Raw genomic sequence first — 25,476 nt, forward strand, 5'->3', positions numbered from 1 at the left:
TCGTAAATTTTTGAATGAATCATGACCTACCAATTAACAATTAACCAAGAACAACTGAAGGAAACGAACGGAAACGTTAGCCTGATAACCAATGATGACCTCTATCTTTTTAATGAAGGGTCACACTTTCACCTCTACGAAAAATTAGGCTCTCACCCCATCGTTGTTAATGGCGTTAGGGGCACCTATTTTGCCGTTTGGGCACCCAATGCCGGCTACGTTGGTGTTAAAGGCGATTTCAACGGTTGGCAGGATGAGGGTTATGCTCTTTCCCGCAAAGGACAATCAGGAATTTGGGAAGGCTTTATTCCCGGAATGACCAAAGGTAGCCTCTACAAATACCGCATTATCAACCACGATAACGGCTATGCCGTGGACAAAGCCGACCCCTTTGCCAAATCTCAAGAAAGTCCGCCTCGGACAGCTTCTGTTGTTTGGGATACTGAATACAGCTGGCATGACAGCGAGTGGCTGGGTAAACGGGAACGCTTGCAAGCCCTTGATGCGCCCATGTCCATTTATGAAGTCCACTTGGGTTCTTGGATGCGAATCCCGGAAGAGGGAAATCGCTTTCTCACCTACCGGGAACTGGCCTCTAAATTGGCTGACTACGTTAACCGGCTCGGTTTCACCCACGTTGAATTGATGCCAATTACTGAGCATCCATTCTATGGTTCATGGGGATATCAAACCACCGGCTATTTCTCCCCAACGAGCCGGTATGGAACTCCCCAAGACTTCATGTATATGGTGGATTATCTTCACCAGCAAGGCATTGGGGTGATTTTGGATTGGGTGCCTTCCCACTTCCCCACCGATTTGCATGGATTGAATTATTTTGATGGCACCAACCTTTACGAACACTCTGATCCCCGCCAAGGCTTCCATCCCGACTGGCAGAGTAGTATTTTTAACTATGGCCGGCATGAAGTCCGTAGTTTTCTAATCAGCAGTGCTTTCTTCTGGCTAGATAAGTGCCACATTGACGGACTGCGGGTAGATGCGGTGGCATCCATGTTGTATTTAGACTACTCCCGTAAAGACGGGGAATGGATTCCCAATGAACACGGCGGGCGGGAAAATTCACGGGCAATCGATTTCCTGCGCCGGTTTAATGCGGCAATTTATGAACACTTCCCCGGTGTGCAAACCATTGCGGAGGAGTCTACCGCTTGGGCAAAGGTTTCTCGTCCCCTTTATGATGGCGGTTTGGGATTTGGGCTGAAATGGGATATGGGCTGGATGCACGACACGCTCAGCTATATGTCCTGCGATCCGGTTTACCGCAAGCACCATCAGAATCAACTCACCTTCCGAATGGTCTACGCTTTTAATGAGAACTTTGTCTTGCCCCTTTCTCACGATGAAGTGGTTCATGGCAAAGGTTCACTCATCAATAAAATGCCGGGGGATGAATGGCAGAAGTTTGCGAATTTGCGCTTACTTTTTGGCTATATGTACGCCCAGGCAGCGAAGAAACTGATATTTATGGGCGGGGAATTCGGCCAGTGGTCTGAATGGAGTCATGATCGCAGTTTGGATTGGCATCTTTTGGATTCTCCCTCCCATGCCGGTTTGCAAAAGTGGGTAAGTGATTTAAATCATATTTACCGCACTGAGCCGGCGCTGCATGAACTTGATTTTGACTGGCAAGGTTTTGAGTGGATTGATTGCAATGATGCAGATCAAAGCACTATCAGTTTAGTCCGCAAGGGCAAGTCTGCAAATGAAGTGGTGTTAGCTGTCTGTAATTATACGCCGGTGCCTCGCTACAATTACCGCGTTGGTGTGCCGAAAGAGGGGTTCTGGCAGGAGTTACTGAACAGCGATGCTGCTGACTATTTTGGCGGCGGTTTGGGCAATTTTGGCGGCTTAACAGCAGAAGCAATTCCTTGTCACAACCAGCCTTATTCGTTGAATATGACTTTACCTCCGTTGGGGATCGTTTTCTTCAAACTGAAATGATCCGTGATCAGCCGTCATTGCCTGCATCTTGCGTACAGGAGTGCCGGCTATAAATCCTAAATCTCAGTAGGGTGCGTGACTCACGCACTCTACTAACTTGGGTTTTATTCAGGATAAGTTTGCCAACCGAATAACTGAGAACTTGATCAGTTCTTGATGCAAAGTTCTCATTTGTATCATTCTTTACTTTACAAAATATATAAAATTTTTAAGGCTCTAAAAATTTAGTAATTACATCTTTTAGAGAGTCTGTCTGTATACTGATTAACATAAAGACTTAGTTAATAATTATTCCTTAAGGTAGACATTCTTTCTTACTTTAGAAACATTGTATCAAAATTGCATTGCTTTATTATAAAAACTTAATTAAGCTAATTAGTGAATTTTCAGCTACCAGGTTGTTGCAACAAGGTTTGCAGACTATTTGCTGAGCCGGCTTAAATCGGCCTAATATTCCGCAAACATAAAATTGCTAATTGAATCTCTGTTTTTACAGTAGATAAAAGCCGGAATTGGAATCAAAAATTTCGGAAGATAATGGCTTGATTATTAGCCGTGAAGCAGAGAAAGAAACAGTCCTGAAAAAAATTACATTTCTCGTCAGAATAGGAGAATTAAAGGTGAAGATTGGTGCAACTTATTTGGGTAATGGGACTTGTGAATTTACTGTTTGGGCACCGGCTGTAAAAGAAGTAGCCGTAAAAGTTGTTTCTCCAGAGGAACGCGTGCTTCCTATGGAAAAAGATGACTCAGGCTACTGGAAAGTAAAAGCTCAAGATATTAATCCAGAAACACTTTACTTTTATAAACTTGAAGAATCGACAGATAGACCTGATCCAGCCTCACATTTTCAACCGCAGGATGTACACGGCCCTTCTAGTGTGATAGATCACAGCAATTTTAGCTGGAATGACACGAATTGGTCGGGTGTTCCTTTGGAGGAAATGATTATCTATGAATTGCACGTCGGCACTTTCACCACAGAAGGCACCTTTGAGGCAATTATTCCCCGCTTAAAAGAGTTGCAAGAGTTTGGCGTAAATGCGATTGAAATTATGCCAATTGCTCAATTTCCAGGCAATCGTAATTGGGGATATGATGGGGCTTATCCTTATGCCGTGCAGAATTCCTACGGTGGCCCTGAAGGATTGAAAAAACTTGTGGATGCTGCTCATCAGCAGGGAATTTCAATCATTCTGGATGTCGTATATAACCACTTTGGCCCAGAAGGAAACTACACCAACGAATATGGCCCATACTTTACGGAAACGTATCTAACCCCTTGGGGTTGTGCGATGAATTTTGATGACAAACAAAGCGAAGGCGTGCGTAACTATTTTATTGAAAACGCACTATACTGGTTTGAAAATTATCACATTGATGCCCTGCGATTAGATGCCATCCACGCAATTTATGATTTGGGGGCTAAACATTTCTTGGAAGAACTGTCAGAGAAAGTTGAGGCACTTTCTAAAACTGCCGGCAAAAAACTTTATCTGATTGCTGAAAGCGATTTAAACGACGTTCGGGTTATTCGCGAACGCGAGTTGGGAGGGCATGGAATGGATGCCCAGTGGAGTGATGATTTCCATCACGTCCTTCATGGCTTACTCACAGGAGAAACGATTGGTTACTACAGCGATTATGGCAAATGCGAACAGTTAGCAACTGCCTATAAAGAAAGCTTTGTTTACTCTTGGAAATACTCACCTTATCGGCAGCGTTATCACGGCAACGATGCCAGCAGCCGGCCTGGTCATCAATTTGTCATCTGCACTCAAAATCATGACCAAGTTGGTAATCGAATGCTCGGTGAGCGATTATCAACTCTTGTTTCATTTGAGGCTTTAAAACTCGCTGCCGGTGCGCTTCTTCTTGCGCCTAATGTTCCCATGCTATTTATGGGTGAAGAATATGGAGAAGAATCTCCTTTTCTTTACTTTGTCAGCCATACTGACCCAGACTTAGTTAAGGCGGTACGAGAAGGAAGGAAAAAAGAGTTTGCTGAATTTCATTTAGAAGGAGAATACAAAGATCCTGAAAGTGTGGATACCTTCAAAGAATCTCAGCTTAAATGGGAGAAGCGCCAAGAAGGCAAACACAAAGTTCTGCTAGAACTTTACCAGTATTTAATCCAACTGCGTGGCACACTGCCAGCTCTAAAAAACCTCGATAAGCAGAATTTAGAAGCTTCTGCCGTTGAAACCGAGAAACTTTTGTTTCTTCACCGCTGGAGGAACGAAAGCAAAATCTTCTGCATCATGAACTTCAATGATAAAGAGGTGACGTTTAATGCAGCCCTTCCTAACGGCAACTGGCATAAAATTTTAGATTCTTCTGAACCTAAATGGATGGGTTCAGGTTCCACATTGCCAGACGAACTAATGCAAGAGCAAGAATTAAGCATCAAACCGCAAAGTTTTGCGCTGTATCAGCAGTAAAACTGTTTAGATGCTTGATACGAAATAGCGGGGTGGGCATTTTTGCTCGCCCCCTTTTCACACTTCGTTCAATGAGCACGGCAATTGGACACGGAGCGCTATCATTAAATGGATGTTAACTTTTATAAAGACCCTTGACCGCAACTTTTAACCGGCAAGATAGCGAACCAGTACAAGATCCGCCTCTACATAAATCCTGGCACGCTCTCACTCCTCTGTGGCAAGGGGGAGAAAACTCTGTTCAGCAAGGATTACCTCACGCTCAACTCGCGCCGGCATGGCAGATATTGCTCCTGGGGGATGGTTCTCCCACCCGCCACCTGCAACTGCTTACGACTGAACCCACAGAAGTTGATGTCATCGATATGTCACTAATTGGCATGGACAGCGATGGCGCACCCGACCTGATCCAAGCGGTGCCTGGGCCAAGGCTGCGACGCCAAGTCTGGCTGCGTAAAGCTTCTGGCCAACGTTTGGCTTACGCAACGTCTTGGTGGGAAGCTAGTCATGTCGATGAATATTTACAAAACCGCTCATTGCCTATTTGGGCCAGTCTAGCTCGCTTGCGAACTGAGTTGTATCGAGATGTGCAAGGGCTATACTACGGTCACTCTGCCGCATTAGAAACCGCATTTGAGCAAAAAGGGCCATTTTGGGGCCGGCACTATTTATTCTGGCATCACGGCAAGCCCCTGACCCTCATTTATGAGGTATTTTCTCCCTATTTGACTAAATACCTAGGTTCTATGGGGGGTTAGGGGCTAGGGACTAGGGGAGAGAGGGAGAAATGCACTTCATTCCTCTCTCCCTCTCTCAAAAACACTCAGCACTCAGCACTCAGAATTAAACTGTCCCGGCTTTCTCTAAGATCAGCTTAGAACGCTTAACCTGCTCAGGCACTGGCACGGGATAGTCGCCGGTGAAGCAGGCAGAACAGAAGCTGTTGGGATCTTCCTTGGTTGTTTTCAGCATTCCTTCCCAGCTGAGATAGGCAAGGGAATCTACCCCAATTTGCTCGGCAATTTCTGCAACCGTTTTTGTTGCTGCAATCAATTGATCTTGACTGTCAGTATCAATGCCATAGAAGCAAGGGTGAGTCACCGGCGGCGATGAAATTCTCATGTGAACTTCTATTGCCCCAGCATCCCGCAAGGCTTTGACAATTTTGCGGCTGGTGGTGCCCCGGACAATGGAGTCATCGACAATGATCACCCGTTTGCCCTCTAAAACGTCTTTAAGGGGATTGAGCTTCATCTTAATGCCCGACTCTCGCATCATTTGAGTCGGTTGGATAAATGTACGCCCCACGTAGCGATTTTTAATCAAACCTTCGGCGTAGGGAACCCCAGAAGCTTGGGAATAACCAATAGCCGCCGGCACGCCTGAATCAGGCACCGCAATCACAATATCTGCATCTGCCGGTGATTCCATTGCCAATTGCCGGCCTATCCGCATCCGATAGCTATACAGCGTTTCGTCATGCATCAAACTATCTGGACGGGCAAAGTAAATCATCTCAAAAATGCAGAGCTTGCGTTCTGGGCGCTTGCTCCAATGGAAGGAAGCTAACCCTTGCTCAGTAATCCAAACCAACTCTCCCGGTTCAACATCCCGTAGGTATTGGGCACCAATAATGTCTAACCCACAGGTTTCTGAGGCGAGAACGTAACGCTGAGGGCTTGTTTCCATGATGCCGATAACCAAGGGGCGAATGCCATTGGGATCGCGAACGCCCATTAAACCAGCCGGTGTGCCAATCGCCAAACTGAAAGCACCCTCACACAGGTGGAAAGCACTGATCGCGCCCTCTAACCATTCTTTGCCGGAGGTCACTTCATAAGCGATCGCATGAGCGATCATTTCTGAGTCTGTGGTGGTGATTAAGTTACAGTTGCGCTCCAGCAAATGCTCGCGTAGTTTGCCGGTGTTGACAAGGTTACCATTATGTGCTAGGGCAAGAGGGCCAAGGCGAGTTTCCACAACTGCCGGCTGAGCGTTCACTACGCGACTTGAGCCGGTGGTCGAGTAGCGTGTGTGACCCACCGCTAAGTCTCCCGGCATCTCGTTCAAGATGGTTTCGCTAAAAACTTGGGAAACCAACCCCATATCTTTATGTAAATGCACCTTGCCCTTGAATTGGGATGATGAGGTACTTTGCCCCTCATTCAAATTCGTTAAACCCTCAAAGGTAGCAATCCCTGCGGATTCTTGACCTCGGTGCTGTAAGGCATAAAGACCAAAGTAGGTCAGCTTAGCAACATCTTGACCAGGGGCATAGACGCCAAAAACACCACAGGCTTCTTCTGGCTTATCCGGTCGGGGTGAAACTTGCTCGGTTGCATTTGAAGTATTTGCCGGCGAACCATAGGATTCAGCCGACTGTACCTCAGAGGAGAGGGTTCTATTGGGGATCATTCTTCAGCTCCGCTCGTGAACGGGATGGGGGAGAGTGGATGGGGGTGAGATGGAGATAGCATTAGCCGCGCTAAACACCGGCATAAAAGAAACTTAACCGTTTCTTAACATCTCACCATAACGTTAGCGCAATGGGGATTGACAGCACTAGGGATTTTTACCGGCAGATGAAAAATTCATTGCTTCTCGCTCAAAAATACCTGTAGGGAAGAGGGGTAGAAGGGGATAAAACCCCACAGGTATCGGTCATCTTATCCCAGAAAGCAACAAATTAAAGACTGCATGACTACACATTTAAGCGGCGTTTAATGGCCTGGTGCCAACAAGCGCCCATATCTCTAATGCTAACGTCAATTACGGGCCGGTTATCAGCGGTGGAAACCCGTAAATTAGAGTGGGAACTTCCGACCCTTCCAATTTTTTCCCACTCATCCCCTAAATGCTCTTTTAAATAGGATTCCCAAATAACCGCCTGTTTTGCCATAACAGAAACTAAAATTCTCGCCCCACCTTCACCAAACAGCATTTCATCCCACCGGACGCCGTCTAGCTGCGAGAGGTGAGATAAATCAATTTCCGCGCCTAACTCGCTACTGATGCAGCATTCAGCCAGTGCGACTGCCAAACCACCCTCCGCGCAATCATGTGCCGAACGCAGCCATCCCTGGCGAATTCCCTCACGGCAGGCTTTTTGCACCCGGCGTTCTTGGTCAAAATCCACCACTGGCGGCTTTCCGGCAATCGTTCCGTGAATGGTTGCTAAATATTCAGAAGCACCCAGGGTTACGGCTTTATTTGCCGCTTTTCCAAGTAAATAGATAAAATCGCCTTCTTTGCGCCAAGCTTGACCGCAAATGTGGTTTAAATCAGCAATTAAACCTACCATGCCCACAACCGGCGTGGGGTAGATAGGCGTCGGTTGGCCGGCTGAGTCCAGAGTTTCGTTGTAGAGAGAAACATTGCCGCCGGTGACGGGGGTGCTAAACTCCCGGCAAGCTTCTGCAATGCCGCGACAAGCTGAGGCAAGTTGCCAGTAGCCGATCGGCTTTTCTGGGCTGCCGAAATTTAGGTTATCTGTAACTGCCAACGGTTCCGCGCCGACACAACTGAGGTTACGGGCAGCTTCTGCGACTGCTGCTTTTGCCCCTTCGTAGGGATCTAGATAAACGTAACGGGAATTACAATCAACGGTTGCGGCAACTCCCGTGTTGTATGTTGACGGCTGAGGTTTGAGTGGTGGGTTTGCAGAATCGGCATTTTGCCCGCCTGACTCGACCAGTGGGCGCAACCGCACAACGGCTGCATCTGCGCCTCCCGGCATGATTACGGTATTATTTTGCACTTGATGGTCATACTGCCGGTAAACCCACTGTTTAGAGGCGATGGTGGGAGTATCGAGCAGTTGCAGCAAGATATCATTCCAGCTTTTGTGGCTTCCGCCAATTTCGATACCGGCTTCTGTGCAAGACGGCAGCGAGTCGGCTGTCCATTGCCAAGCTTTTACTGCATACTCCGGTGGGTTTGTCAATAATTCGTGGTTATAAATTGGCGTGTTATCTGCCAAAGCAGTCGCCGGCACTTCGGCAGCAACTTTACCTTGAAACAAAATCCGGACAATAGATTCTTCAATGACTTGGCCGGCAACAACTGCTTGCAGCCCCCATTTATGGAAAATATCGATTAATTCTTGCTCTCGCCCTTTGTGCGCCACAAACAGCATCCGTTCCTGGGATTCTGATAACAGGTATTCGTAGGGCACCATGCCGGCTTCCCTGACGGGGATTTTGTCAAGATCGAACTCAATGCCGACACCGCCTTTGGCTGCCATTTCCGAGGTGGAACAGGTAATGCCGGCAGCCCCCATATCTTGGGCTGCGACAACTGCGCCGGTTTTGAAGGCTTCTAAGCAAGCTTCAATTAAGGATTTTTCTAGGAACGGATCGCCAACTTGCACAGCGGGGCGATCATCCATTGAGGCATCACTGAGTTCCGCGCTGGCAAAACTTGCGCCCCCCATACCATCTCTGCCGGTGGTGGAACCAACGTACAAAACCGGGTTTCCCATGCCTGATGCCCCGGATTTGACAATATCAGGGGTTTCCATCAAGCCAAGTGCCATTACATTAACAAGAGGGTTGCCGGTGTAAGCAGGGTCAAAATAAACTTCACCGCCAACTGTTGGAACTCCCACACAATTGCCGTAGTGGGAAATCCCAGAAACAACGCCGGCAAATAAGCGGCGAGTCCGTGCATCTTCCAAGGAACCGAAGCGCAGGGAGTTTAATACAGCAATGGGACGCGCCCCCATTGTGAAGATGTCGCGCAGGATGCCTCCCACGCCGGTTGCTGCGCCTTGGAAGGGTTCTACGGCTGAGGGGTGGTTGTGGGATTCGATTTTAAAAGCGAGTCGCAAACCGTCTCCTAAGTCTACAACGCCGGCATTTTCTCCAGGGCCAACCAGGATGCGGTCGCCCTCTGTAGGAAATTGTTTGAGTAGGGTTCGGGAATTTTTGTAGCAACAATGTTCAGACCACATAACGCCAAACATTCCCAACTCAGCTTTGTTAGGGTGGCGTCCTAGGCGCTTGACAATTTCTTCGTATTCTTCCGGTTTCAGACCTTCAGCGGCAATTTCTTCGGGGGGAAAGGGAGTGGAGGTGGTTGTAGACATGGAACCCTAGCACAAACGGCACAGGGTTCATTGTATCGGGATTTTTGGTTTGCCAAACGCTTTTCTTTTGGAGAGTTGAGGAGAAATGACTTATTTAACCACAGATTCCGCAGATGAAGCCTTGATTTTATCTGTGTTTATCTATAACTAAATCTCTGACACTAACCGATAACCCATCTGCGTTTATCTGCGTATGGCTAACGCCACGCTGCGCTATCATCTGCGGTTAAATAAAAAACCCTCTTACCACCTAGCATCGCCACTTAGTCTGAGGCACTTCTGTTTCGGCCAACAACTTACCTTGAGAAATAACATAACGAACCGTAGCACGCCGGCGGATAGCATCAAACCGATCACCGGCATCTAAAACGATTAAATTTGCCGGCTTGCCAATTTCTATCCCGTAATCATCTAGCTGCAAAGTGCGTGATCCATGCGTCGTCACCATGTCATAACAGGCATCAATTTCTGCCATTCCTGTCATTTGGCAGACATGAACAGCCATATAAGCAACATCTAGCATACTGCCGGTGCCTAAACTATACCAAGGATCTTGAACGCAATCATGTCCTAAAGATACATTGACTCCTTGCTGCCACAATTCTTTGACTCGTGTTACACCCCGGCGTTTGGGATAAGTATCCGTCCGTCCTTGAAGGGTGATATTAATTAGGGGATTGGCAATAAAATTAATTTGGGAACGCTGCAACAATCCCATCAATTTATAAGCGTAAGCATTGTTATACGATCCAAAGGCAGTGGTGTGACTTGCCGTAACTTTTGAATTCATGCCGGCGCGAATTGCACAAGCGGCTACAACTTCTAAAAAGCGCGATTGCTCATCATCGATTTCATCGCAATGAATGTCAATCAGCCGATCATATTTGCTGGCTAATTCAAAAATTCGATGCACAGAACGCACGCCATCTTCACGGGTAAATTCATAATGGGGAATTCCGCCTACTACATCAGCCCCCATTTCTAGAGCTTTTTCTAAAAGTGCTTCATTCTCTGGTTTGCCATAAATTCCATCCTGCGGAAAGGCAACGACTTGCACAGTTATCCAGTCTTTAACTTCTTCTCGCACTTCCAATAAGGCTTGCAAAGCGGTGAGACTGGGTTCACTGACATCCGCATGAGTGCGAACAAATAAAACTCCCTGAGCAGCTTGCTGTTTTAGCGTTTCTATCGCACGTTTTTTAACATCGGTTAAGGTTAGATTTTCTTTGCGTTCCGCCCAAATTTGAATGCCTTCAAACAAGGTTCCGCTTTGATTTGAACGCGGTTCACCGGCACTCAAAGCGGAATCAAGATGAATGTGCGATTCTACAAATGGTGGACTCACCAGCTTCCCATCAATCGGAATCACAATTTCAGCTTCAACGTCTAAATGAGACGCAATAGCCGAAATTTTTCCCTCTCGAATTGCAATATCAATTGTTTCACCAACAAGTGATCGGCACCCTTGCAAAAGTAAATCATTTTTCATCATGGACGCCCCGTTACAACTCCCCAAAAATACTTTTTAAATGAGAGCGCATCAGCTTCTACGTGCATTTTTCTCGCCCACGTATAAATATCAAAACTGATGTTTTCATTGATCGGATTACTTGGCATCGAAATATTACCCACCAATGCTATCCAGTGACTAGGGTAAGGCATCATCGGCTGCTTGTCTGTTAACAAACCATCCGAATTAACTAAAGCAAAGGCTACGCCGCCGGCATCAAGGACTTCTGCTGCCTCGCGCATGGCATCGAAATCTCCCATAACAAAGGCATGGTGATATTTTACCTCGCGATATCCTAATACCTCTGCTACCCATCCTTTCATCTCCCAAGACTTTGTCATGCCGCTAAGATTGCGGATGATGTCAGGTGCATCTGGTTCAACGGCAAACAAAATATTTTCTGATTCTCTTAGGGTGGATAAAACCATCCAATCGGCTTCATCCATTTGCAGTTCCCCTCGATTTTCTCGCAGGCTATCTGATGTCGGTATCCATTTTGATTGAGCGTGAAATCCGCCAATTTGAAATAAATTGCTACAGATTTCAACGTAGCGTGAGGGATGTTTACGAACCAACTCAAATAAAACCGCAGCAGGGCCACAAAACGGCTGCCGGCCTTGATTAATATTAAAGGGATTTGTGATTCGCGCTCGCATCTGCTCAATTACTTTTTGTTGCTCTAATCCTGACCAAACTCCAGCAACTTTTGAGTTCTCAAACTTTGTCAGTGCTTGGAGTGCCGGCTCAACTAAATTGAGATCTGGAACTTGAGAATTGTTTAAGACTGTCGCTGATGCCATGTGTAAAGTGTCTATCGTAAATTTACTATTTTGCTCTTAAAAAGCCAAAACTTGCCGGTGCTTTATCAACCGGCACAAACCGATTTTAGCAGCGACAAGTCATTTTTAAGTGAGATATTTGTAAATACAGTCAGCTAAGTCTCTGTACAGGAAAATGGCCAATAAAACAGCTTTTAAAAAGCCTTAAGTAAAAAGCATTCGGCAAAAACTTTGTCCCCTTTTTCTTTGAAATTATCCTAATCTAGCAGATAATTCTCGAAATACGCCCAATGTTCATCCTGACAATTCGCTCTCAAAACATCTTTCGCTTTATCAGTCAGGATCAATTTACCCTCAGCAGTAGCAGGAAACTCTGGCCATTCTCTTAAGCCGGCCTCAGCCAATACCTGTTTCATTGTGTTGACGGCATCCATCAGGCTGAGTAGTAAGTGATGCTCCTGCATCCATTCGGTAACATCTGGTACTGCAGAAACAGGATTTTCATGATTGGAGAGGTGATTTTCTGAGGATTTGGTAAAAATTTTCATATTTAAGCCTCCCAAGATTCCCTTTCACAAAACGTTTTCATCTTTATAATGAACTCTTGTGAGGACTTTATCTGTGATTTTACTGAACTTCGCTATGTGATAGATTTAAGCGGTTTCAGTGATCGGCATCACTTTATTGTGATCCCTGGCACTCAGTCATTCAATCCCAACTTAATGATGTCACCGGAAATGTTAAGTCTGAGTTTGACAAACTGCCTAGAATCAAATTGTTTTAGGTAGTCTTTAGTGGGGGCACAGCCGAAAGGTTATTAGCGGGAATTCAGCACCGAGTTAAATAAATCTGAGTTTGCCCCCGATGAATGAAGCCTTATATCTGAAAGCTGTGCCACCATCTGTGCACGGGATGAAACCTCAAGCTTACGGAACATTCGTTTTAAAGCTTGCTTCACGGAATTTTCAGTAATCCAAAGTTGATTGCCAATTTCCGCGTTGGTTTGGCCCAACGCCACCAATTGGGCAATTTCCAACTCACGAGGTGTCAAACGTTCGGCTTTGTCGTTTTGCAGGAAACCGCTGTTAAACGTTGGCTGCTGTAACTTTCCTACAAAAATGCCTTCTGAGTCGGCTGTTGCAACCCAACCCGATAAGTGCAGGCAGATAGCACCCAAATCAACTAGATTTTCGCTATCAAAGGCAGGCATTGCCTTTTCACGTGTGCAGCCGACTACGCCCACGATTTGACCGTGATTGATGATAGGTCCCGCCATCACGTGCCAGTGATCGGGACGAGGACAGATTAATTTCCAAGCCTTGGGGGTTGTCACTAATGCTTCGTGAACCGGAGCATAGCGCTCCGCTAAATAACGCGCCACAGGATTATGCTCGATTGAGAGGGCAATCTTCAGAAAATCCTGAAAATTGCGATCATTTAAAGGCAGTTGATCAAAGAAAAAAATCGCCCATCGTTTCGCTGCAAAATATTCACCAATTTTTGGTGCGATTTGCGCTTGCAGGTCGGATTTACTATGGGTTTGGCGAATGGCTTCCAACAGAGGCTCTAAGGAACTTGTCATATTTGAAGGGGGAAGGGGTCTAAAGTGTACCCGTTCGAGGTCTAGAAGCATTAAGGCGCTCAGCCTATATTAGCTTTAATCTCAACAATCGCCTGATATGACTATCAATTCAGAAATTGAGCGCGCGGATAGAAGCGCGATGCAGGTTGGCTTTTATGCGACTTCAGTCGTCTTTAACCTATGCTTGATTACTCAATTGTTAACAGTGGGAATCGCCTACTTTATTAGTCCTGCATGGTGGAATATTCACGTTTGGCTAGTCCGAGGATATGGTGGACTGTCATTAGTATTACTAGGATGGTCATTCTTCACCCCATTTCCACCTCAAATACAACGCCTCACTGCGAGTCTACCCGTGCTGCTGGGACTACAGTTTGTTAGCATTCATCTCAAGAGTCCTTTGCACCTAGAGATACTACACCCTTTGATAGGGTTTTCGTTACTCTACGTTTCTTCAAGCCTTGTCCATCGTGTATGGCGCAGCTTATCGCTCAATCATCAGCATAATCCGCAAGTTTAAGAGGTAGAGATGACACAAGAGGCAATCTTTAGTCCCTTCTTTGCAACAATGTTTTTGACACTCCTAGTCTGGGTGTATATGTACATTCGTCGGCTCAGTTTCATCAAAAGCCAGAAGATCGATCCGCAAGACCTTGTTGCATCTAACGCACCCCTGCAAATCTGGCCGCGAAACGTATCCAATCCATCAGATAACCTAAAAAATCTGTTTGAGATTCCGGTACTTTTCTATGCGCTAGTGCTCTACCTTTTCGTCACAAAACAAGTCGATACAGTGTACCTAACCGCCGCGTGGATCTTCGTTGGGTTCCGTGTATTGCATAGCGCCGTCCACTGTACATTCAATCTCGTTATGCTTCGGTTCTACCTCTACCTGTTCGCTACCCTCGCGGTTTGGTTCATCGCGATCCGCGCAGCCCTTACCCACTTTGGCGCATAGGTATGCTTTCATATTGACGCAGCTAACCATTCAAATCAGCGGAAGCAGACAAGCTACTGGCGTTGAGTTCAAGCTTGTCTGCTTCCGCTGATTTGAGCCATTGTGATAACAGATATGGGGAGTAGTTCGTTGTGAACTGAGGGATGGCGGCTTAACTCGAATTCACGTTACTTCTTTTGATAATTTTTGCGAAATTTAAGATGAACTAGCCAGCCCACGCCATCCAATTTCTAAAAGTTATGCAAGCCCTAAACAAGATGCCAGATAATTGAAAGTTGGAGTTAATTGTAATACCAATTTAAATTGGATATCCGACAGATGTGGTAAAGTGAGAATCGCCGTTTACCTCTGTGTCGAGATGGTTGGAGTCACCTCAATAGACGTGCAGGAAAGTTTAGAGAATCTGGCACAAAGGTTGCGTCAAGCCGAGACAGCAACAATAAAAGAAAGATTGCAAGTGCTCTACTGGCTCAAACAAGATAATCCACCAAGTATCAGTGCAATTGCCAAAGCGCTGGGGAAACATCGCAGCACAATACAAACGTGGTTATCGAAATACCGATACGGGGGAGTGGAAGCGATGCTGGAAATTAAGAAATCCCTTGGGGGCGTGCGAGTGATTCCGCAATGGGCAGAAGCGACGTTGGCCAAGCGCTTACAACAGCCAAATCATGGATTTAGCAGCTATGGAGAAATACAGCAATGGCTTTTGGAAACACTGGGGGTAGAAGCACAGTATCATGCGGTGTACCAGATGACCCGTTATCGACTCAAAGCCAAACTCAAGGTCCCCCGTCCGCAAAATTCCAAGCAAAATAGTCAACAGCGCTCTGCATTTAAAAAAACCTTGCCGATGACCTTGAACTATTAAGTCAGTATGAGCGCCAAGTGGGGCACAACCAGCGACAGATTCGTTACTTTGCACAAGATGAGAGCCGCTTCGGACTTAAAACTCTGTGCGGACGATTAATCACAGCTTGTGGTGTCAAACCCATTGGACAGTGGCAATGGTTGTTCAAGGCATTCTGGCTCTACGGTGCCGTAGAACCGGCAACGGGAGAGTCTTTCTTCCTGCAATTTTCTCATGTTGATACTCAGTGCTATCAACGGTTCTTGGATGAGTTTTCCAAAGCCTATCGAGATAGTCTCAATATTCTTCAAGTTGATCATGGACGGTTTCACACCGGCAAAAACTTGATTCTGCCAGAGAATGTCATTTTGTTGTTTCAACCACCTTATTGTCCAGCGCTAAATCCTATTGAACGGTTATGGGAACATCTCAAGGCTAACCTCAAGTGGGCCTCGTTCCCAACCCTGGCTCAACTGCAAACCAAAGTGGATCAACTCTTAGGGCAGTTAACACCTGAAATGATTGCTTCCATTACCGGTTACTCCTTCATCTTGGATGCCCTATCTGTCGTTAACTCTTTTTAAATTGGTATTAGGACAGGAACACAGTTTTAGAGTTTGTAAAACAGCTATAAAATCACAGTGAATCTATGTCTAACGATAAGCTGCCATCTGCGGTTAAAAAAATAACTTTAAATCTATTACTCAGTTTTTATCCTATGAAGAAGTAGATGCTAAACCTGAAAAAATTGTCCTACTTTTCCGACAAAACACTAAAGCGCACAGAGTCACCATCTTTTAAAGGCTTGCCACTGCGGGTAACATATCGCTCTCCAGGTAGCAATCCTGAGACAATTTCCACCTGTCCATTCGCTCGTTCGCCGGTTTGAACACTGCGAGCTTCTACTTTTGCCTGCTCGCCTTCTCCCTTGACAACAAACACAACCCCCTCACTTGATTTTGCATTTGCGCCTCTACTGGCTTGCTCCCCTCTTCCTGTGCTGGCTCTGTCCCCCTCTCCCTTGCTGGCTTGCCCACCGGCACCTTTGCCCCCCTGCCTTCCACCGGCTTGCAGCGCGGCATCGGGTACGACGACGCGATCAACTTGCCTGATTGCAAAGCTAACTCTCGCTAGCAAACCACTACCAATTCGTCCGTTACTGTTAGGAATCACAATTTCCACCGGCACCAACCGCGCCGTCGGATCGGCGGCAGGAGAAATCAGGCTGATATCGCCGATTAACTCTTCTTTGGGAAAAGCATCTAAGCGAACTTTCACACTTTGCCCAACGCGAATATTTGACAGTTCCAGTTCCGACACCTCAACCGCGATTTTCACGCTGCTAAAGTCTCCAATTTTCACAATTTCCCCTCCAGGCTGAACCAGGTTTCCCGGTTCTGTGATGCGCTGGGTAACAATGCCGCTAATGGGGGCGCTCACGGCTGCGTAGGAAAGTCGCTCTCTTGCTTGATCAACGAGCGCTTGCTGAGCCACGACTTGCCCCTGAGCGGCTGCGACGGCTTGTTGCTGTGTGCTGACTTGGGCTTCGGCAGAGCGCAGAACCTGCTCGGCTGCACGGGCTGAAGTCTGTTCTTGTTGGGCGGATTGCTGCGAGATTGCCCCTTCCCTAGCCAGGGGTGCTAAACGATCCGCATCTGCCTGCGCTTGCTGAAGTAGCAGTCTTGCCTCTTCTACGCGGGTGCGAGCATTGCTCACTTCTGTTTGGGCGCGTGCCACCTCAGATTTGCTGCTTGCCAGTTCTGCTTCTGCCTGGGCAACGGCAGATGCTTGCAGAGCGTTATCCAGTCTGGCAATGGCTTGACCTTGTTCAACCGAATCTCCCACATTGACATTGAGGCTCAGCAACTTGCCTTCAATCTGAGGCCGTAAGGACACTTCCCGGACGGGGGCAGTGGTGCCGGCATATTCCAATTCTTCGGCTAATGAGCCGGTGCGGGCGACTCCCACATCCACCGGCGTTGCGCCTCCACCTTGTTCGGCTTTTGGTGGTTGAGATTGGGCATCCGCCTCTTTCTTGGGCAATAGCCCGCAACCCGTTGAAACGACGAGTATGCCAGCTAAAACTGTCAAGCTGAAAATCCTTAGACTCATAGGAATGGGAGTTACGCGGTTATTGTTAAGTTTAGTCAAGATTTATGTGAAAAGTTATATACTTAGAGGAAGATTTACATATTAGTATACCAGTTTGATATAGATGCTTGAGCTATCAGCATTAGGTTTATTGCAGCGCGAACCTTTGCACGGCTATCGGCTGAAGCAACAGCTAGAGCTATTCATGGGGTGTTGCATCAGTGTCAACTATGGGGCGATTTATCCGCTGCTGAAGCGTTTGGAAGAGCGCGGTGAGATTGAGGCGAGTGCAGAAGAGACATCGGATGCCGGCCCATGCCGCAAAACTTACAGCATCACCGCCAAAGGGCGCGCTAGTTGGCGGCAACAAATGCTGGAGCATCCCCAGGAAAGCTGGGTAAAAAGCCGATCTCGTTTCATGATCAAGTTTTTCTTCTTTAACGATTTAGAACCGGCAGAACGAATCAAATTACTCGAACACCGCTTGATGGTGTGTCGGCTGCGGCAAGAGTATCTAGAAAATCAAGAACGCGAACATAACCCAGCCGATCCTTACCAAGCGGCAGGATGGCAGAGATCGTTGGAGATACATAGCACTGAGATGCAATGGTTAAGCGAGCAACTCACGAAGGAACGTTTAAGCCTGCCGGCGGCAAACTGTGTCGGCGCAAAAAAGGAAACAAAAGCTTTAGTCAAAGGTAAAGGAAACTGAGAGCCGGCTGGACTAAGTGCAGATGGGGAAGCGTTGAAAAATCTACTCACCCTACAGGAGGAAGTGAACTCTCAACAATTGGTAGTAACTTAAACACAATGCAGGAGTGAAGGGTGATGAATTAAGAACTCGCCAACTAATCGAATAAGCAGCGGTATCCATTCATCTTTTTCCCAACTGGCCAGAGGTCAAGTTAGGCAAACAAAGCGGACGCCGGCAAAAAAAATTTAAGGCGCTCAGCAAGCTTGTTCTATGCACCAAGCATTGTTGCAGCAAATCTTTGTCATTGATATCAATGTTGGCCAAAGGTCAGGAGTCCTAGCTGATGACGAAAACAAATGATTCTAAATTCTCTGAAAAAGTAGTGGCAGATGAGACGGAACCGGCCCACTTTTCAGATGATACAGAGACAAAAGAATATCTCGTATCTCTACCTGATGAAGACGAAGATATAGATGAGCTTCCACGCAAATCGGGTAAAAAAAGTGGGCGCATCTGGCTAGGAATTCTGGGAACGATCATCCTTCTAGCTGGGGCAGGTTTTGGCTGGCAGCAATGGCAGTTGCGCAACGGTGCTGCTGGAGCCGGTGGTGCGCCACAGCAGGCAGCCGGTCAACCTCAAGGCGTGCCGGTTAAACTCGCGCCGGTGGCAGCCTCCACCGTCGAAGACAGCACAGAATTTGTCGGAACTTTAGACGCTCAGCAATCAGTTGCGCTCAAGTCTGAAATCGACGGGTTAGTTAAAGAAATTTATGTCGGAGACGGCGACTTAGTCGAAAAAGGAGACGCGATCGCTCGCATTGAAAATGAGGACGCCCAAGCGCAACTTAGACAAGCGAAAGCCAACCAAATGCGTGCCGAAGCTCGCCTGAGAGACTTGCAAGCCGGCAGCCGTCCTGAGGAAATTGCCCAAGGGCAATCCCGTGTCGCTCAAGCCCAAGCCCGTCTCACAGATGCCAGAGGTGGGGCGCGTCCGGAAGAAATCGCTCAGGCAGAAGCTCAAATTCAAGGGGCGAGAGCAGATGCAGAACTCTCCCGGCAGCGGCTGGATCGGTATCGAGATTTAGCGCGAGAGGGGGCGGTTCCACAAGACACCCTCGATCAATACATCCAAGAAGATCGCAGTGCTAGAGCCGAATTGGAAGAAGCCCAACGACGCTTGGAGCAATTGCAAAAAAGCCGAAGTTCCGACATCGAGCGGCTTGAAGCGGAATTAGCTCAACAGCAGCAAGCCTTGAAGCAACTAGAGAATGGCAGCCGGCCCGAAGAGATTGCTCAAGCAGAAGCGGATGTCGCCGCAGCCGTAGCCCAAGTGCGGAATAATGAAGCGGTGCTGGAAAAAGCGCAAATTTTGTCTCCCTTTGCCGGTAAAATTGGCGATTTCTCCATCAAATCGGGAGACTACGTTACAAAAGGCACTCAAATTACCACTGTTACTCAAAATAGTGCCCTGGACTTGCGGATGTCGATTCCTTTAGAACGGGCATCGGACTTGCGCGTGGGGCTGCCGGTGCAATTGTTAAATGCCCAAGGGGAGCCGGCGGCAACGGGTCAAATCAGTTTTATTTCTCCAGAAGTTAATGCAAATTCACAAGCTGTTGTGGCTAAAGCCTCTTTTGGGAATAGCACAGGAGATTTGCTCAGCCGGCAGTTTGTGCGAACCAAAGTGATCTGGGATAAGCGTCCTGGAATTTTAGTGCCGGTTAACGCGATTAGCCGGTTGGGCGGCCAAACCTTTGTGTTTGTGGCTGAAACCAACGAACAATCAAAATTGATCGCTCGGCAAAAGCCAGTCAAGTTGGGATCGATTCAAGGAAATAATTACCAAGTGATTGAAGGATTAAAGGCCGGCGAAAACCTCGTTGTCTCTGGCATTCTAAATCTGACGGATGGCGCACCCATCATCCCCGAAGCCGGAAAATAGTTAGGAGTTAGTAGTTAGGGGAAGTTTGGCAAATAACCTGCAACTAACTACTAACAACTGATTCAGCAAACTAACCCTTACTAAAATTATGTTTGCAGATTTCTTTATTAAGAGACCTGTCTTTGCCACCGTCTGTGCCTTAATTATTATTTTAGTAGGAGCGATTAGTATTCCTACGCTGCCTATTGCACAGTTTCCGGAGATCAGCCCAATTCAAATCAACGTCACTGCTAACTACAGCGGAGCCAGTGCAGAAGTTGTCGAAAACGCGGTTACGAACATCTTAGAAAGGCAAATTAACGGGGTTGAGGGACTGAGGTATTTAACGTCTAGCAGCAGTAACGACGGCACCAGCAGTATTACCGCCACCTTTGACCCCTCACGCAACAAAGATATTGCCGCTGTTGATATTCAAAATCGAATTTCTGTTGCCCAACCGCAACTTCCAGATGTGGTGCAGCGTACAGGTGTTCGGGTGACAAAGCAGTCTAGTAGCCTTCTATTAGCCATTGGTTTATTTACCGAAAATAATGAATACGACAACATATTTTTAAGCAACTACGCTGACCTTTACCTGACAGATGCCTTAAAAAGAGTAAAAGGCGTAGGCGACGTGCGAATTTTTGGAGAACGCCGCTATGCGATGCGCGTCTGGCTAGACCCCAACCGGCTTGCCAGTCGCAGTTTAACCACTCAGGATGTCGTGAGGGCGCTGACTGAACAAAACATCCAGGTTGGCGCAGGAAGAATTGGTCAAGAACCGGCACCAGAAGGGCAAATGTACCAACTGGATTTGCGGGCAGTGAGCCGGTTAACAGACGTCACAGAATTTGAAGAACTTGTTCTCAAAACAGAAGAAAGCGGAGCCTTAACCAAGCTTAAAGATGTAGGACGAGCGGAACTGGGAGCCGAAAATTACAACTCGTTCTTGAGATTTCGCGGCAATGACGCAGTGGGGTTAGGAATTTACCAACTTCCTGGCAGTAATGCTTTGGATGTTGCCAAAGGTGTGAAAGCCGAAATGGTAAAACTGGCCGAACGCTTTCCTCCAGGATTGAAACATCAAGTGGCGCTAGATACCACTTTATTCGTAGAACAATCACTTTCAGAAGTGGTGAAAACACTATTTGAAGCGATTCTGCTAGTCATTATCGTTATTTTTGTCTTTTTGCAAGATTGGAGAACAACTTTAATCCCAACGATTACAATTCCGATTTCTTTAATTGGCACGTTTGCTTTTATCAAGATTTTCGGATTTTCAATTAACAGTTTGTCTCTGTTTGGCCTGACCTTAGCCACGGGGTTGGTGGTGGATGACGCCATCATTGTGGTGGAGGATATTGACCGGCTGATTCAAACTCAGGGGATGAATCCGCGTGCAGCGGCATCTGAGGCAATGCACGAACTGTTCAGCGCGGTCATTGCAACTTCACTGGTGTTAATGGCCGTGTTTATTCCAGTGGCGTTTTTCCCCGGCACCACGGGGGCACTTTACAAACAATTTGCGCTGACAATTGCCTTTTCTGTTCTACTTTCCACCTTTCTAGCGATTACCCTGACGCCGTCGCTTGCAGCTATTTTATTGCGTCCGAGACAGCATCAGGGAGGTCCGATTGGTTGGGTGTTTGACCGAATTAATGGGGGGCTTGACTGGACGCGCCGGCGCTATCGGCAATTCCTGTTATTTTTAACCAAAATTAAACTCTTCGTTGTCGGGCTTTTTGTTGTTTCTATTGCCTTCACGGGTTGGCTTTACCTAGCAGTACCGACCGCATTTATCCCAGAAGAAGACCAAGGCTATTTTCTCACAATTATCCAAGGTCCACAGGGGGTTTCGCTGCAATACACCCGCGAGGTAATGGATCGGGTTGAAAAAGAAATCCTTAAACTTCCTGAAGTCGTAGGGACTTTTTCAGTCGGGGGTTTTGGTTTTAGCGGCAGCACATCTAACAGTGGCATTATCTTTACCACGCTTAAATCTTGGGAGGAACGCCACGGAGCAGATCAATCAGTGCAAGCCATTCTTGGCAAATTGCGGGGAACTTTTTCCCAAATCACAGAAGCCCGAATATTGCCGGTTAATCCGCCGGCAATTCAAGGTTTAGGGCAATTTGGGGGCTTCCAATTTCAACTCCAAGATCAAAGAGGTAATAGCGGTTTAGATTCCCTCGTGCAATCGATGGGTCTTATACTCAAGCAAGCCAACCAGACCCCTGGATTGCAAGCGGTGTTTAGCACATTCGCGGCAAATACGCCTCAACTCCTCGTTGAAGTAGACCGCAACAAAGCCAAAGCACTGGACGTTCCAATCGATAGTATTTTCAGTACCTTGCAAAGCGCTTTGGGTTCGCAATATGTAAACGATTTCAATTTGCAGCAGCGCAATTATCGGGTGTATATCCAAGCAGACAAAGAGTTTCGCGCTAATCCAGAAGATATTGGGAAACTGTACGTTCGCTCTCAAAGAAATCAAATGATTCCTTTGAGCAACTTGGTAAAGATTACTCCCACAGTGGGGGCACAAACGATTAACCACTATAATCTATTCCGCTCAATTGAAATTAATGGTTCCCCTGCGCCTGGATCTAGTTCTGGAGATGCAATTGAGGCAATGGAAAAGGTATCTGCTCAAGTGCTACCGGCAGGTTTTGATTATGAATGGTCGGGGAGTTCATTAGAAGAAATTGAATCGGGCGGTCAAGCCCCAATAATTTTCGGGCTGGGACTTGTCTTTGTGTTTTTGGTTTTAGCTGCTCAGTACGAGAATTATGTTGATCCGCTGATTATTCTGCTTTCGGTTCCTTTGGCTATTTTAGGAGCGCTTTTAGCGCAATCGATGCGGGGTTTATCTAATGATGTTTACTGCCAAATCGGTTTAGTGATGTTGATTGGGTTGGCGAGTAAAAATGCCATTTTAATAGTGGAGTTTGCCAACCAATTGCGGCAGCAAGGACTTTCAATTGCTAAGGCAGCGGTTGAAGCTTCTCAAGAACGCTTGCGACCGATTCTAATGACTTCGTTAGCGTTTATCTTGGGGATTGCGCCCTTAATCAACCCCGAAGGCGCAGGGGCAGCGAGCCGGCGATCTCTGGGTAATGCGATTGCAGGGGGAATGGTTGTTTCTACGTTCTTGAGTTTGTTTGTGGTGCCGATTTTGTATGTGGTGATTATATCGATTCAAGATCGCTTTACTAAAAAGAAGCCGCCGCAGCAACCTCAGCCAGAGAAGGATACAAACTTGGATGGGAAAGCCGGCAGCCTGACGGAGCGACAATCCCGCCAGCTTAGATAGGCGATTGAAAGAGATTTTGAGCCAAATTCCTAACACTGTTTGGGAAGAAGTTAGCTAATTGATATCATAATACTCAAAACGCAGGGAAGTGCAGCCATGCTGGAAGTACAAAAGTCCCATAAGAAAATCGGATTTCGAGTTTCGGGTGAACTCGTTAAACAATTATATGATTGGGAATACTCAATTGATGAAATGGTCTTTAAAGAACAATTAGCAACGGGTTCTTTCAAAGGAAGACTTTCAGTCCAAGGGTTTGTCTTAGAGATGATGCAACAGGCAGAGAAAGAGGGAGATATTTTGCCTTATTACGGGGCTGGTAGTAGTAGTGCCTGTGTCTATAAGTTTCGATTAAAAGGTTCTAAATGTAATTTGAGAGTTGAACAATTATTAACAGGTGATACTTTAGATTTAGAGGTAGATATAAAGAAAGCAAATAGGCTTTTTCAAATAATAAGAGAGCCAGCCCTTCAGTTTTCCTTTTTGTCCCATGTGATGGATAAGAAACTTGACCACCCTTGGTCTGGAAAGCGAAATTCTACGTTGGTATGCCAGATTGCAGAGCAGGAATATCAGACTTTAACACAGTGGAAAAACTGGATGAACGAGCAAGCGCTTACACCCAGATATATTTATCGATTTACTCCAGTGAGCCTAGGTGCTCCCGGCGGGTTTGTCGCTAAAGTTGAAGATACGGAAACAGGTGAGATAATTGATCCTAATAACTACGATGATTGGTAAGTTATCCCTCTTTTTTATTACTCTAGATAGAGCCAGTAACCTGAACTTTCAGCCCTTAGTTAAATCCTATGAACGCACCACATCGCATTATGCGAGGCAAGGCAAAATTAAAGGATTTTAAAGCGATCACAGCGAGGGATGTGTACTCAATTGCGGCAAATCGTTCACAGCCTAAAGGGGATTGATTGCCATGATTAATCCAGAAAAGTTTTAATACTTAAACCGAATCAGGACGGTTTGGTTTCCCTGATAGGCGGTATCACTTCCAGGCTGCGGTGAGAAAAACAACACCGGCACGGCCATGAGCAAAATGACTATGACGAAAATATGTGCTAACAGGTCAAACGTTGTAAAACCTTTGCTACCGGCTTTGCTGAGTTGAGAAAATAGGAATAAATTTAAAAGATAGGTATTCATAAGAAACTTTTCCTTGCTGACAGCGTCCCTGAATGTGGTTACTTATAAATTGACTCTATCTATTAATAAATTCCCTTAGTATTTTTACTACTCTTTAACAGTAGGTGGCTTGAGCGGGCTGCATTTTATCCGTAAAAACTATGCGTTAACTTTGTATCTCTTATTACATTTCCCTACTTAAGCGATTGTACTTATGATCTCAGGAGCCTGCGCTCTGCTATGAGATAAACATTTCATGCTGATTTCATTTTTCTATGCAAGCCTGAAAGAGTGTTTTCCTGATGCCGGCACATCCGCGCCATCAGATTCGGTAGCCCTATCAGCACAACTCACTCAGCCATCGCCCACTCTTCCCCCAACAAAATCAAAAGTGTCAGCAAATCATGGTGAACGTAAAGGATGGAAATTCTTCATGCGTTACTTCGCATCCCCCTCCATTGCTGCCTATTTGCTTTTCAGTTTTTTAACACCGGCATCGGTTCTTTCTCATGCCGGCCACGGGGATGAATTTCACAGTGAATCGGAAGCCGCAACAACTGCTGAAAGCATTCAGGTAGATGCCCAAACCGTTAAACGCATGGGAATTCAGGTCAACCCGATTGTGCGGCAACCCCTGGATGTTGGCATTAAAACCACCGGCCAAATTGAAACCTTTCCCTGCCAACAAGTGGAAGTCACGGCACCGGCTGTAGGTAAGGTGGTGCAGCTATTGGTAGAACCGGGCAACGTGGTAGAAAAGAATCAAACTATTGCGATTTTGTCAAGTCATGAATTAACAGAACTGCGGGTTAATTCCTTGGAAAAACGGGCGGAGGCAGAAGGAAATATCACGGATTGGTAAAAATCACATTCTGAAAATGAAACTCAGTTTAAACATTTATTATTTGGCAGCCGATATATTTAAGGCGATTCGTGACAATAGACACAATTCCCTGGGGTAATTTTCTACCTTTAGAGAAAGAAGATCACGACTTTTTGCATTAATATTTAAGACAGGAGACAGGTTGAGCGTGTAATTCAGCCCAACAACTGTGGCAAGAACATCTTTATCATCCAACGAGTTTTAACAAGTTCGTAAGAACTTAGCTTGAAAACTTTGAACCTATTTAGAAACCTCCTATTGATTTTAGA

The 25,476-nt window shown here is 46.4% G+C and carries 20 protein-coding genes; 12 read left to right on the forward strand and 8 right to left on the reverse strand.

The window, feature by feature from the left end:
* The first annotated feature begins 21 nt into the window (after window positions 1-21).
* From glgB to H6F56_RS14480, 3 genes are all read left to right on the forward strand, one after another.
* Window positions 22-1,965 carry a 1,4-alpha-glucan branching protein GlgB gene (gene glgB, locus H6F56_RS14470; protein WP_190669338.1) on the forward strand — a complete coding sequence of 648 codons (1,944 nt, stop codon included), beginning with the start codon at window positions 22-24 and terminating at the stop codon, window positions 1,963-1,965.
* 620 nt (window positions 1,966-2,585) lie between these two features.
* A complete protein-coding gene (treZ, locus tag H6F56_RS14475) occupies window positions 2,586-4,406 on the forward strand; it encodes a malto-oligosyltrehalose trehalohydrolase (protein ID WP_190669891.1) in 1,821 nt (606 codons plus the stop codon).
* A 134-nt stretch (window positions 4,407-4,540) separates the two neighbouring features.
* Window positions 4,541-5,164 carry a chorismate lyase gene (locus H6F56_RS14480; protein WP_190669340.1) on the forward strand — a complete coding sequence of 208 codons (624 nt, stop codon included), beginning with the start codon at window positions 4,541-4,543 and terminating at the stop codon, window positions 5,162-5,164.
* Between the two features lie 85 nt (window positions 5,165-5,249).
* Here H6F56_RS14480 and purF read toward each other — a convergent pair whose 3' ends face one another.
* From purF to H6F56_RS14510, 6 genes are all read right to left on the reverse strand, one after another.
* The gene (gene purF, locus H6F56_RS14485; RefSeq protein ID WP_190669342.1) at window positions 5,250-6,821 is read right to left on the reverse strand and encodes an amidophosphoribosyltransferase; all 1,572 of its coding nucleotides are present in this window, start codon (window positions 6,819-6,821) and stop codon (window positions 5,250-5,252) included.
* 286 nt (window positions 6,822-7,107) lie between these two features.
* On the reverse strand, window positions 7,108-9,492 hold the full coding sequence (purL, locus tag H6F56_RS14490; protein ID WP_190669344.1) for a phosphoribosylformylglycinamidine synthase subunit PurL: 2,385 nt from the start codon (window positions 9,490-9,492) through the stop codon (window positions 7,108-7,110).
* A 250-nt stretch (window positions 9,493-9,742) separates the two neighbouring features.
* Entirely contained in the window at window positions 9,743-10,984 is a 1,242-nt protein-coding gene (gene codA / locus H6F56_RS14495) for a cytosine deaminase (protein ID WP_199312845.1), read from the reverse strand.
* A complete protein-coding gene (locus H6F56_RS14500; protein ID WP_190669346.1) occupies window positions 10,981-11,802 on the reverse strand; it encodes a hypothetical protein in 822 nt (273 codons plus the stop codon). Before H6F56_RS14500 ends, codA begins: the two co-directional genes overlap by 4 nt.
* Window positions 11,803-12,038: 236 nt before the next feature.
* Entirely contained in the window at window positions 12,039-12,329 is a 291-nt protein-coding gene (locus H6F56_RS14505) for a hypothetical protein (RefSeq protein ID WP_190669348.1), read from the reverse strand.
* A 269-nt stretch (window positions 12,330-12,598) separates the two neighbouring features.
* A complete protein-coding gene (locus H6F56_RS14510; protein ID WP_190669349.1) occupies window positions 12,599-13,363 on the reverse strand; it encodes a LuxR C-terminal-related transcriptional regulator in 765 nt (254 codons plus the stop codon).
* Window positions 13,364-13,460: 97 nt separating this feature from the next.
* Between H6F56_RS14510 and H6F56_RS14515 the strand changes: the two genes are divergently transcribed.
* The 4 genes from H6F56_RS14515 (at window position 13,461) to H6F56_RS14530 (ending at window position 15,755) form a co-directional block, all read left to right on the forward strand.
* Window positions 13,461-13,883, forward strand: coding sequence for a DUF6220 domain-containing protein (locus H6F56_RS14515; protein ID WP_190669351.1), 423 nt, complete (start codon window positions 13,461-13,463; stop codon window positions 13,881-13,883).
* Between the two features lie 78 nt (window positions 13,884-13,961).
* Window positions 13,962-14,321, forward strand: a complete 360-nt coding sequence (locus H6F56_RS14520; protein ID WP_242032028.1) for an MAPEG family protein — start codon at window positions 13,962-13,964, stop codon at window positions 14,319-14,321.
* A 328-nt stretch (window positions 14,322-14,649) separates the two neighbouring features.
* The gene (locus H6F56_RS14525; protein ID WP_199312847.1) at window positions 14,650-15,192 is read left to right on the forward strand and encodes a helix-turn-helix domain-containing protein; all 543 of its coding nucleotides are present in this window, start codon (window positions 14,650-14,652) and stop codon (window positions 15,190-15,192) included.
* A gap of 17 nt (window positions 15,193-15,209) precedes the next feature.
* Window positions 15,210-15,755: an IS630 family transposase gene (locus tag H6F56_RS14530; protein WP_190669355.1), complete on the forward strand. Its 546-nt coding sequence runs from the start codon at window positions 15,210-15,212 to the stop codon at window positions 15,753-15,755.
* Window positions 15,756-15,924: 169 nt separating this feature from the next.
* Here the strand turns inward: H6F56_RS14530 and H6F56_RS14535 are convergent, their stop codons facing one another.
* On the reverse strand, window positions 15,925-17,283 hold the full coding sequence (locus tag H6F56_RS14535) for an efflux RND transporter periplasmic adaptor subunit (RefSeq protein ID WP_190669357.1): 1,359 nt from the start codon (window positions 17,281-17,283) through the stop codon (window positions 15,925-15,927).
* 103 nt (window positions 17,284-17,386) lie between these two features.
* On the opposite strand from H6F56_RS14535, the gene H6F56_RS14540 reads away from it, so the two are divergent.
* From H6F56_RS14540 to H6F56_RS14555, 4 genes are all read left to right on the forward strand, one after another.
* Window positions 17,387-17,974, forward strand: a complete 588-nt coding sequence (locus H6F56_RS14540) for a PadR family transcriptional regulator (RefSeq protein ID WP_190669359.1) — start codon at window positions 17,387-17,389, stop codon at window positions 17,972-17,974.
* A 325-nt stretch (window positions 17,975-18,299) separates the two neighbouring features.
* Window positions 18,300-19,898, forward strand: a complete 1,599-nt coding sequence (locus H6F56_RS14545) for an efflux RND transporter periplasmic adaptor subunit (RefSeq protein ID WP_190669360.1) — start codon at window positions 18,300-18,302, stop codon at window positions 19,896-19,898.
* Window positions 19,899-19,986: 88 nt separating this feature from the next.
* Window positions 19,987-23,190 carry an efflux RND transporter permease subunit gene (locus H6F56_RS14550; RefSeq protein ID WP_190669363.1) on the forward strand — a complete coding sequence of 1,068 codons (3,204 nt, stop codon included), beginning with the start codon at window positions 19,987-19,989 and terminating at the stop codon, window positions 23,188-23,190.
* A 96-nt stretch (window positions 23,191-23,286) separates the two neighbouring features.
* On the forward strand, window positions 23,287-23,928 hold the full coding sequence (locus H6F56_RS14555) for a hypothetical protein (protein WP_190669365.1): 642 nt from the start codon (window positions 23,287-23,289) through the stop codon (window positions 23,926-23,928).
* Window positions 23,929-24,138: 210 nt separating this feature from the next.
* Here H6F56_RS14555 and H6F56_RS14560 read toward each other — a convergent pair whose 3' ends face one another.
* Window positions 24,139-24,345 carry a hypothetical protein gene (locus tag H6F56_RS14560; RefSeq protein ID WP_190669366.1) on the reverse strand — a complete coding sequence of 69 codons (207 nt, stop codon included), beginning with the start codon at window positions 24,343-24,345 and terminating at the stop codon, window positions 24,139-24,141.
* A gap of 235 nt (window positions 24,346-24,580) precedes the next feature.
* On the opposite strand from H6F56_RS14560, the gene H6F56_RS14565 reads away from it, so the two are divergent.
* Window positions 24,581-25,186, forward strand: coding sequence for a biotin/lipoyl-binding protein (locus tag H6F56_RS14565; RefSeq protein WP_242032010.1), 606 nt, complete (start codon window positions 24,581-24,583; stop codon window positions 25,184-25,186).
* Window positions 25,187-25,476: the final 290 nt, after the last annotated feature.

The sequence above is a fragment of the Microcoleus sp. FACHB-672 genome (assembly GCF_014695725.1).
Lineage (GTDB): Bacteria > Cyanobacteriota > Cyanobacteriia > Cyanobacteriales > Oscillatoriaceae > FACHB-68.

Excerpts from the sequence above, each read along its gene's own strand:
- glgB (WP_190669338.1), top strand. The coding sequence starts at position 22 with ATGACCTACCAATTAACAATTAACCAAGAACAACTGAAGGAAACGAAC.
- purF (WP_190669342.1), bottom strand. The coding sequence starts at position 6,821 with ATGATCCCCAATAGAACCCTCTCCTCTGAGGTACAGTCGGCTGAATCC.
- purL (WP_190669344.1), bottom strand. The coding sequence starts at position 9,492 with ATGTCTACAACCACCTCCACTCCCTTTCCCCCCGAAGAAATTGCCGCT.
- codA (WP_199312845.1), bottom strand. The coding sequence starts at position 10,984 with ATGATGAAAAATGATTTACTTTTGCAAGGGTGCCGATCACTTGTTGGT.
- H6F56_RS14500 (WP_190669346.1), bottom strand. The coding sequence starts at position 11,802 with ATGGCATCAGCGACAGTCTTAAACAATTCTCAAGTTCCAGATCTCAAT.
- H6F56_RS14505 (WP_190669348.1), bottom strand. The coding sequence starts at position 12,329 with ATGAAAATTTTTACCAAATCCTCAGAAAATCACCTCTCCAATCATGAA.
- H6F56_RS14510 (WP_190669349.1), bottom strand. The coding sequence starts at position 13,363 with ATGACAAGTTCCTTAGAGCCTCTGTTGGAAGCCATTCGCCAAACCCAT.
- H6F56_RS14515 (WP_190669351.1), top strand. The coding sequence starts at position 13,461 with ATGACTATCAATTCAGAAATTGAGCGCGCGGATAGAAGCGCGATGCAG.
- H6F56_RS14520 (WP_242032028.1), top strand. The coding sequence starts at position 13,962 with ATGTACATTCGTCGGCTCAGTTTCATCAAAAGCCAGAAGATCGATCCG.
- H6F56_RS14535 (WP_190669357.1), bottom strand. The coding sequence starts at position 17,283 with ATGAGTCTAAGGATTTTCAGCTTGACAGTTTTAGCTGGCATACTCGTC.
- H6F56_RS14540 (WP_190669359.1), top strand. The coding sequence starts at position 17,387 with ATGCTTGAGCTATCAGCATTAGGTTTATTGCAGCGCGAACCTTTGCAC.
- H6F56_RS14545 (WP_190669360.1), top strand. The coding sequence starts at position 18,300 with ATGACGAAAACAAATGATTCTAAATTCTCTGAAAAAGTAGTGGCAGAT.
- H6F56_RS14550 (WP_190669363.1), top strand. The coding sequence starts at position 19,987 with ATGTTTGCAGATTTCTTTATTAAGAGACCTGTCTTTGCCACCGTCTGT.
- H6F56_RS14555 (WP_190669365.1), top strand. The coding sequence starts at position 23,287 with ATGCTGGAAGTACAAAAGTCCCATAAGAAAATCGGATTTCGAGTTTCG.
- H6F56_RS14560 (WP_190669366.1), bottom strand. The coding sequence starts at position 24,345 with ATGAATACCTATCTTTTAAATTTATTCCTATTTTCTCAACTCAGCAAA.
- H6F56_RS14565 (WP_242032010.1), top strand. The coding sequence starts at position 24,581 with ATGCTGATTTCATTTTTCTATGCAAGCCTGAAAGAGTGTTTTCCTGAT.